A 6657-nucleotide genomic window follows, 5' to 3' on the forward strand; every position below is an offset into this window, starting at 1 on the left:
GGCAACAAGCGCGTCGAAAAGGGCTTGATCGAGGGCGAGCTCCAGCTCCGCGCTCGGACGCCTTACAACCAGGCCGTCGTCGATGGCGACGTCCAGCGCATTCTCGAAGTTTATCGCCGGCAGGGCCGGGCTCTCGCCTCGGTCACGCCCCGCGTGGTGGACCTGCCGAACGGCAACATCGACGTGATCTATTCGATCGTCGAAGGCGACAAGACCGGCGTCAAGGACATCAACTTCGTCGGCAACAACCAGATCTCGTCGAGCCGTCTGCGCGGCGTCATGACGACGACCGAGTCGAACCTCCTGAGCTTCCTCAAGAGCTCGGACGTGTACGATCCGGACCGTCTCGAGAACGATCTCGAACTGATCCGCCGCTACTACCTCAAGAACGGCTATGCCGATTTCCGCATCGTTTCGAACGACGTCCAGTTCGATCCGAACGCTGAAGGCTACGTGGTCACCATCACGGTCRAAGAGGGCGAGCAGTACCGCCTCGGCAGTGTGAACGTCGATTCCCGCATTCCGGAAGTCGATGCCGCCCGCCTCCAGGGCAAGCTCACGACGTCCTCCGGTTCGGTCTACAGCGCCGACGCGGTGCAGAAGTCGCTTCAGAACGTCACGACGGAAGTCGTTCGCGGCGGTCATGCCTTCGCGCAGGTCCGTCCGGTCGCGACCCGCGACCCGGCGACCCGCACCATCAATCTCGGATATGTCGTCGAAGACGGTCCGCGCGTTTACGTCGAACGGATCAACGTTCGCGGAAACACCCGCACGCGTGACTACGTCATCCGTCGCGAGTTCGATCTCGGCGAAGGCGACCCCTACAACAAGGTTCTGATGGAGCGCGCTGAGCGCCGCCTCAACAACCTCGGTTACTTCAAGCGTGTCCGGATCTCGAACGAGCCCGGCAGCGCTCCCGACCGCGTCGTCGTGAACGTGGATGTGGAGGATCAATCGACAGGCGCGTTCTCGGTGTCGGGTGGTTACTCGACGTCCGACGGCTTCATCGGTGAAGTCTCCGTCAGCGAGAGCAACTTCCTCGGCCGTGGTCAGTACGTCCGTGTCGCCGGCCAGCTCGGCCAGCGCTCGAACGGCGTCGACTTCTCGTTCACCGAGCCGTACTTCCTGGGTTATCGCCTGGCAGCTGGTTTCGATCTGTTCTCGAAGTTCAGCGACCAGACAAAGTATGCCCGTTACGAGAACCGCATGACCGGTGGTCAGCTCCGTTTGGGCATGCCCTTCACGGAAGAGCTGACGATCACTGCGCGCTATTCGCTGTACCAGCAGGATCTGAAGATCCCGAACGATTACAAGCAGCCTTACAACGACTGCTCGATCGCTCTGCCGGGCTACACCGTCCTCAATCCGGATGGCACGCCGAACCGGTTCTTCTGTGAAGGAAACGGCGAAGCATCGCTTGCGATCAAGGAATCGCAGGGCCAGACGCTGACCTCGCTCGTGGGTCTGACCTTCAACTACAACACCCTCGACAACACCAAGGATCCGCGTTCCGGATTCTGGGCCGAGGTGAAGACCGATTTCGCCGGTCTCGGTGGTGACTCGCGTTACTTCCGCGCCACCGGTGATGCGCGCTACTACCACGAGATCTGGGACGACGTCGTCGGTATCGCCCGCGTCCAGGGTGGTCACATCATGGGCTTCGAGAACGGCAACAGGGCGAGCGGAAGCGGCGATCTTCGTATCGTCGACCAGTTCTTCATGGGCCCGTCGCTGGTTCGTGGTTTCGCCACCAACGGTATCGGACCGCGCGACATCTCGACTCTCGATACGAACGCCAACGCCATCGGTGGTACGACCTACTACGGCGGCTCGCTCGAAATGCAGTTCCCGATCTTCGGTCTGCCTCGGGAACTCGGCCTCAAGGGCGCCGTGTTCGCCGATGCCGGTTCGTTGTTCGGTTACGAGGGCCCGACCCGGTTCGACACCAACGGCAACGGCATCATCGATGGGTTTGCTCCGACGGGCTGCGGACGAAGCCAGCTCATCGCTCAGGAATGTATCGTCGTTCGCGACAGCCATACGATCCGCTCGTCGGTCGGCGCCAGCCTTCTCTGGAGCTCGCCGCTCGGTCCGATCCGCTTCGACTACGCCTTCGCRCTTACCAAGGACGACGGCATCAAGGTCAACGGCGTGAATGTCGGCGGCGACCGTGTCCAGGCCTTCAGGTTCTCCGGCGGTTCCCGCTTCTGATTTTGGGAGGGCGCCCTTGTGGCGCCCTCAAGCTTTCTGCATGAACAATACAAGTTTCTTTCCGCAATCCGGGACGCTTCGCTTGCGTCAGGTCGTGGAGATGGCCGGTACAGCACTCCCCGAGGGTTCCGACGGGGAGTTTTTGCTTGCCGGAGTCGCGCCGCTTGAGAATGCCGGCCCGTCCGATCTCGCCTACATGGACAACGCCGCTTACGGAGAGGTCCTCGGCAAGACGCGCGCAGGGGTTTGCCTCGTGACGCCGCGTTTCTCCGCGAAGGTTCCCGCGGGCACCGTCGCCATCGTGACCCCGCAGGCCTACCGCGTTTTCGCCCAGGTGATGGCCATCCTGTTTCCGACCGCAGTCCGGCCGGGTTCGGTTTTCGGCGCGACAGGCGTTTCCCCCGGCTCGTTCGTCCATCCGACAGCGCGTCTCGAACATGGTGTGCGGGTCGATCCCGGGGCCRTCATCGGTCCGGAAGCGGAGATCGGATCCGGGACCGTCGTCGGCGCCCATGCCGTCATCGGACCGCAGGTCAGGATCGGTCGGGATTGCTCGATTTCTCCCAACGTGACGATTTCCAACGCATTCCTCGGCAACCGGGTGATCCTGCACCCGGGTGTCTGCATCGGCCAGGACGGTTTTGGCTTTGCCATGGGGCCCCAGGGACACCTGAAGGTCCCGCAGATCGGCCGGGTCATCATCCAGGATGACGTCGAGATTGGCGCCAACACGACAGTGGATCGCGGTGCGAGCCGGGATACGGTGATCGGCGAGGGCACCAAGATCGACAACCTCGTGCAGATCGCCCACAACGTCGTCATCGGCCGTCATTGCGTGATCGTGGCCCAGGTGGGCATCGCCGGGTCGAGCACGATCGAGGATTTCGTGGCGATCGGCGGGCAGGTAGCCGTCAAGGGCCACGTCCGGATCGGCATGGGCGCGCAGATCGCCGCCACGAGCGGCGTCAACGGGGACGTCCCGGCGGGCGCTCGTTGGGGTGGTATCCCGGCGCGACCGATGCGGGAGTGGTTCCGCGAGATCACCGCGTTGAAAAAGCTTGCAACGCAGGGCGATTCCGGCGATTCCGCCAAGGATTGACGGACTTGGCTCAATCGGCAACGCAGCCATACCGCCGCGACTAACAAACGGACCCGATGCGTTCGCGCATGCGCTTCGGCGTTCCAGAAGACTCTTGGAGTGAACGTCATGACCGAAGCGACGACTACGCTTCAAACGGCCGACATCATGCAGATCCTCGATCTGTTGCCGCATCGCTATCCGTTCTTGCTGGTCGACAAGATCATCGAGATCGATGACGACCGGTCGTGCATCGGGATCAAGAACGTGACGTTCAACGAACCGCAATTCCAAGGCCATTTCCCCTCCCGTCCGATTTATCCGGGCGTGTACTTGATCGAGGGTATGGCTCAGACCGCCGGGGCGATCTGCGTGAAATCGAAACTCGCGCAGCAGACGCGCCCGAAGCAGGTGTATTTCATGACCATCGACAAAGTGAAGTTCCGTAAACCCGTAGAGCCCGGCGACCGTGTCGAGTTCCACATGCGCAAACTCAACAACCGCCGGAACATGTGGTGGTATCGCGGCGAGGCCAAAGTCGACGGAGCCGTGGTCTGCGAAGCTGAAGTCAGCGCCATGCTGGTGACCGACTAATGGCGGCCATCATTCATCCGAGCGCCATCGTCGAAGATGGCGCCAAGCTCGGCGACGGCGTCAAGGTCGGTCCCTTCTGCACCATCGGTGCGGATGTCGAACTCGGCGAGGGATGCGAACTCGTCAGCCATGTGGCGTTGGCCGGTCGCACGACCATTGGCGCGAAGACGCGGATCTTTCCGTTCGCCTCCATCGGACACATTCCGCAGGACCTGAAATATCGTGGGGAGGCATCGACGCTCGCGATCGGGTCCGATTGCATCATCCGCGAAGGCGTCACGATCAATCCGGGCACCGAAGGCGGCGGTATGGCGACCGTCATCGGAAACAATTGCGCATTCCTCGCGAACTCGCATGTGGGCCACGACACCAAGGTCGGCAACAACGTCATCCTGTCGAACAACGTCATGCTCGCGGGCCATGTGACGGTCGGCGATTTCGTGATCTTCGGCGGCGGCGCGGCGGTCATCCAATTCGCGCGCGTCGGTTCACATGCCTTCGTCGGCGGTATGTCGGGCCTCGAGAACGATCTCATCCCCTATGGCATGGCCATGGGCAACCGGGCGCATCTCGCCGGGCTCAACATCGTCGGCCTTCGCCGTCGCGGCTTTACGCGGGAACAGATCCACGAGATCCGCCGCGCGTATCGTCTGCTGTTCGCAGACGAGGGCACGTTGTCCGAGCGGGTGGAGGACGTTGCAGCGGAATTCTCGACCCATCCGTTCGTGCACGAAATTCTCGACTTCATCCGCGAAGGCGGCGATCGCGCCATCTGCACGCCGCGAGATCCGGTCGGCACGCCCTGATGTCCGGCGAGGGCCCGATTGCGATCCTCGCAGGCGCCGGGCAGCTTCCGATTCAGCTCGCCGATCACCTGAAGCGGCAAGGACGCGACTACCGCGTGCTCGCCTTTCGTGGTTTTGCCGCGCCGGAGCTGCGGCGTCGCGCCGATGCCAGCGTCGGCCTTCTCGACTTGAAGGCGATCATGGCGACCCTGGACGCGTGGCGGCCCTCCGCCGTCGCGCTCGTGGGTGCCGTTCAGCGGCCGGGATTCTCCGCGCTGCTCGGCGCCTATTCACTGCTGCGCAACATGCAGGACGTGAAGGACGTGATCACCCGCGGCGACGATCAGGTTCTGCGCGGAGCCGTGAGGCTGATCGAGGAGCACGGTCATCGGGTGGTCGGCGTACAAGATCTGGCGCCCGAGCTCATCGCGCCGCCGTCGCTGCGCGGAAAGCTCGAGCCGAGCGATGACGATCGGCAAGCGATCGCGTTCGGTCTCTCGCTTCTCCAATCCCTGTCCGATTTCGATATCGGCCAGGCCACCGTCGTCGCCCAACGCCACGTGCTTGCCATCGAGGGGCCCGAAGGGACCGATCGGATGCTGCGCCGGGTCAGGGGCTTGCGCCGTTCGCCGTTCGGCTTTGGCCGTCGCCAGGAAGGCGGCGTCCTCGTCAAGACAGCGAAGAAAGGCCAGGACCTGCGGGTCGACATGCCGGCAGTGGGGCCCCGTAGCGTCGTCGAAGCGTCGCGCGCAGGATTGTCAGGTATCGCCATCGGCGCGGGATCGACCCTCGTTCTCAACGAGGAGGAGACCCTGCGCACGGCGGACCGCCTCGGCTTGTTCTTCACCGCTGTCCCATCGTCTTGAAGGAGCCTCTGGTGTCCGGCGCGAACTCGCTCAAGATCTGGATCGTATCCGGGGAGGAATCCGGCGATCAGCTCGGCGCCAAACTGATGCGTGCGCTGAAGGAACGTCTCGGCGCCGATCGCCTCGTGTTCGGCGGCATCGGCGGCCACGCGATGGAACGGGAAGGACTCACGAGCCTCTTTCCGTTGGAAGAGATCGCCGTCATGGGTTTCTCCGCCGTCATCGCACGGCTTCCGACAATCTTGCGACGAATCCGGGACGCGGCGGATGCGATCGTCGCGGCCGCTCCGGACATCCTGATCATCATCGACAGTCCGGACTTCACTCACCGCGTCGCCAAAACCGTGCGCAAGCGTGCCCCGTGGATTCCGATCGTCGATTACGTCAGCCCCTCCGTGTGGGCCTGGCGGCCGGGCAGGGCGCGGACGATGCGCGCCTATGTGGATCATCTCCTCGCGTTGCTTCCCTTCGAACCCGACGCCCACGCGCGGTTGGGCGGACCGCCGACGACCTATGTCGGCCATCCGCTGATCGAACGGCTGGAAGAAATCCGGCCGGCAAAGGGCGAGCGTGGAACCAAGGATGGCGAACCGCTGAAGCTGCTGGTGCTGCCGGGCAGCCGCCGCTCGGAGGTGAGCCGGTTGATGGGGCCCTTCGGCGATGCGTTGGCGCTTCTGCAGGCGACATCGAAACGGCCGTTCGAAGTGACGATTCCAGCCGTTCCTCATCTTGCCGGTGAGATCGCGCGGCGCGCGGAGAGTTGGACCGTCATACCCACCATCGTCGAAGGCGAGGCAGCAAAATGGGCCGCCTTTCGCGCCGCTGATGCTGCTTTGGCGGCTTCAGGAACGGTGACCCTCGAACTCGGCCTTTCGGGTGTGCCCATGGTGGTTGCCTACCGGGTGTCGAAGATCGAGGAGATCCTGAAATATCTCATCAAGGCGCCCTCGATCGTTCTGACCAATCTGGTCCTGGGCGAGAACGTGATCCCCGAGCTGATTCAGTGGGATTGCACGCCGGAGAAGCTGGCGGAGGCCGTACTCCCGCTCCTCTCCGACACGCCCGAGCGGCAGCGCCAGCAATCGGCGTTTCGTCGCCTCGACGAACTCATGCGGATCGGTGC

Annotated in this window: 6 protein-coding genes; all 6 read left to right on the plus strand. The window is 63.3% G+C overall.

The window, feature by feature from the left end:
* On the plus strand, positions 1-2211 hold a 2211-nt coding region (gene bamA / locus AC1DT3_RS09440; RefSeq protein ID WP_477464997.1), incomplete at its 5' end, for an outer membrane protein assembly factor BamA.
* A gap of 40 nt (positions 2212-2251) precedes the next feature.
* Entirely contained in the window at positions 2252-3310 is a 1059-nt protein-coding gene (lpxD, locus tag AC1DT3_RS09445) for a UDP-3-O-(3-hydroxymyristoyl)glucosamine N-acyltransferase (RefSeq protein ID WP_477464998.1), read from the plus strand.
* Positions 3311-3418: 108 nt separating this feature from the next.
* A complete protein-coding gene (gene fabZ / locus AC1DT3_RS09450; RefSeq protein ID WP_477464999.1) occupies positions 3419-3883 on the plus strand; it encodes a 3-hydroxyacyl-ACP dehydratase FabZ in 465 nt (154 codons plus the stop codon).
* Positions 3883-4689, plus strand: coding sequence for an acyl-ACP--UDP-N-acetylglucosamine O-acyltransferase (lpxA, locus tag AC1DT3_RS09455; RefSeq protein ID WP_477465000.1), 807 nt, complete (start codon positions 3883-3885; stop codon positions 4687-4689). Before fabZ ends, lpxA begins: the two co-directional genes overlap by 1 nt.
* Positions 4689-5534, plus strand: a complete 846-nt coding sequence (locus tag AC1DT3_RS09460) for an LpxI family protein (RefSeq protein WP_477465001.1) — start codon at positions 4689-4691, stop codon at positions 5532-5534. Before lpxA ends, AC1DT3_RS09460 begins: the two co-directional genes overlap by 1 nt.
* Positions 5535-5545: 11 nt before the next feature.
* The coding region (lpxB, locus tag AC1DT3_RS09465; protein WP_477465002.1) for a lipid-A-disaccharide synthase at positions 5546-6657 on the plus strand (1112 nt) is incomplete at its 3' end.

The sequence above is a fragment of the Microvirga sp. P4_G7 genome (assembly GCF_056401005.1).

Excerpts from the sequence above, each read along its gene's own strand:
- fabZ (WP_477464999.1), top strand. The coding sequence starts at position 3,419 with ATGACCGAAGCGACGACTACGCTTCAAACGGCCGACATCATGCAGATC.
- lpxA (WP_477465000.1), top strand. The coding sequence starts at position 3,883 with ATGGCGGCCATCATTCATCCGAGCGCCATCGTCGAAGATGGCGCCAAG.
- AC1DT3_RS09460 (WP_477465001.1), top strand. The coding sequence starts at position 4,689 with ATGTCCGGCGAGGGCCCGATTGCGATCCTCGCAGGCGCCGGGCAGCTT.